General features: G+C 79.1%; 2 protein-coding genes. Both read right to left on the bottom strand.

All coding sequences use genetic code 11. From position 1 onward, the window contains the following. Positions 1–162 precede the first annotated feature (162 nt). Positions 163–1,011, bottom strand: a complete 849-nt coding sequence (locus CTKZ_RS13535) for a copper resistance CopC family protein (RefSeq protein WP_124343443.1) — start codon at positions 1,009–1,011, stop codon at positions 163–165. A gap of 8 nt (positions 1,012–1,019) precedes the next feature. Next, the gene (locus tag CTKZ_RS13530) at positions 1,020–1,754 is read right to left on the bottom strand and encodes a YcnI family protein (protein ID WP_124343444.1); all 735 of its coding nucleotides are present in this window, start codon (positions 1,752–1,754) and stop codon (positions 1,020–1,022) included. Between the last annotated feature and the right edge of the window lie 27 nt (positions 1,755–1,781).

Here is a 1,781-nt window from a genome sequence, read left to right as displayed (position 1 = left end):
CCCGCACGGCCGCGGGCAGTGCCGCCCACCGGGCACCGCGGTCGGCACGCGGCGACGCTCCCCCGCCGGCGCGCGACGACGCGACGGACCCACCGGTCGAGCCGGGGGTCCGCGCGTCGCCGCGCACCGGGGTGGTCATCTCTCCAGCCTAGGTCGCGCTGCTCAGGCCGTCGGGCCGGCCGGGTCGCCCTCGGACGTGCCGGTGCCGGGCGTGCCGGTGCCCGACGTGCCGGGGCCGGGTGCACCGGTCCCGGCCCGGGGGCCGCCGGCGTCGTCGGGCCGGCGACGCAGCAGGTACCAGGCCGCGACGCCGCCCGCGATCACGAGGACCGCGCCGATGCCGATGAGCAGCGGCCCGGCGACGGCGGGCTCGTCGGCGCTGTCGTCGGCGTCCGGGACCGCCGACGCGGTCGGGTCCGCGGTGGGTGCCGAGGACGCGCTCTCGCTCGCCCCCGGTGACGGTGACGGTGACGGCGACGCGTCGTCCGCCGTCGGCTCGGGCGCCGGGACGGCCGCGCCCCCGGTGCCCGCGACCGTCGATGCGGTCGCGGTGAAGCCGAGCGTCCCCTCGATGGGGTGCCCGTCGGCGGACGTGACGCGCCAGGCCACGGCGTACGCACCCGCGGGCAGCTCGCCCGCGAGCGGCTGCGCGACGGTCGCGTCGACGAGCTCGGCCGCGCCCGCGCTCACCACGCGCCCGTCGGCGGCGGTCACGACGACCTCCGTCCCGATCGCCGTCGCGGGCATGTCGAACGTGAGGGTCACGCGGTCCGGTGCGAAGGCGACCGTCGCCCCGTCGGCCGGGTCGCTGGCCCGCAGGGTGTTGTGCGCCTGCGCGGCCGGCGCGCCGAGCAGCGCGAGCGCCCCGACGACTCCGACGACGGCGACGACGCGCCCGAGCGTCGAGCCCGCGGCCCGACGCAGCCCCCGGGGACCGCGGCCCTCGGTGCGGGCGTGCAGGGACGGAGGCGTGACCCGACGGGCGGCGGTGCGGAGCATGTCGTCCAGCATCGCCCACCTCACGCCGTGCCCCCGCGTCGCCGGGACGTGACGACCGCCACGACGAGCGCCGCCAGCCCGAGGAGCAGCCCGACGCCCCCGAGGACGCGCGCGACGGTGTCGGGCTGCTCGTCCGCGGTGCCGGTGGCCGCGCCGGACGCGTCGACGTCGGCCACGGGTGCGGCGGTCGCGTCATCGGCTGCCGCCGCCGCCGCGTCGTCACCGGGAGCGGCCGTGGTGGTGAAGACAGGCGCCGGGTGCTCGGGCTCGCCGCCGTCACCGGCGACCTCGTCCCAGTCCACGACGGTGCCGTCGCTGTACGACTGGTGCGCGGGCAGGACGAGGTCGAGGCCGACCTCCTCGGGCAGCGGCCCCGCGGAGATCGCGAACTCCTGGAACTGCCCGTCACCGATCTCCGCGCCGGGCGTCGCGGTCCAGGTGACGCGCGCGGGTGCCTCGGTGATCGTCGTGCCGTGGCTGTCGACGGGCGCGTCGAGCGGCGCCTTCTCGACCGTCGCCGTCCAGCCGGGGACGGGTCGGGTGGAGACGTACAGGAACGGGGTGTCGGTCGGGAGGTCGACGACGACCTGCGTCGTGACGGCCGTCGCCGACTCGTTCGGCACCCGGAACGTCAGCGCGCTCCAGCCGCCCGCGACGGTGCTCTCGGGGATGACGCGGACGTGCGCGTCGGCGGCGCTGGGCAGCACGGCGGCGCCGAGCCCGAGCGCCGCGACGGCGGCGACGCGCCCGGCCAGCCGGGCGGCTCCCGCGGAGCGCTGGCC

Source organism: Cellulomonas algicola (genome assembly GCF_003851725.1).
Taxonomy (GTDB): Bacteria; Actinomycetota; Actinomycetes; order Actinomycetales; family Cellulomonadaceae; genus Cellulomonas; species Cellulomonas algicola.
The sequence above is the reverse complement of the archived record's forward strand: the minus strand, read 5'-3'. Positions and strand labels throughout refer to the sequence as shown.

Bases quoted from the DNA above. Each gene is read 5' to 3' on its own strand.
- CTKZ_RS13535 (WP_124343443.1), bottom strand. From the start codon at position 1,011: ATGCTGGACGACATGCTCCGCACCGCCGCCCGTCGGGTCACGCCTCCG.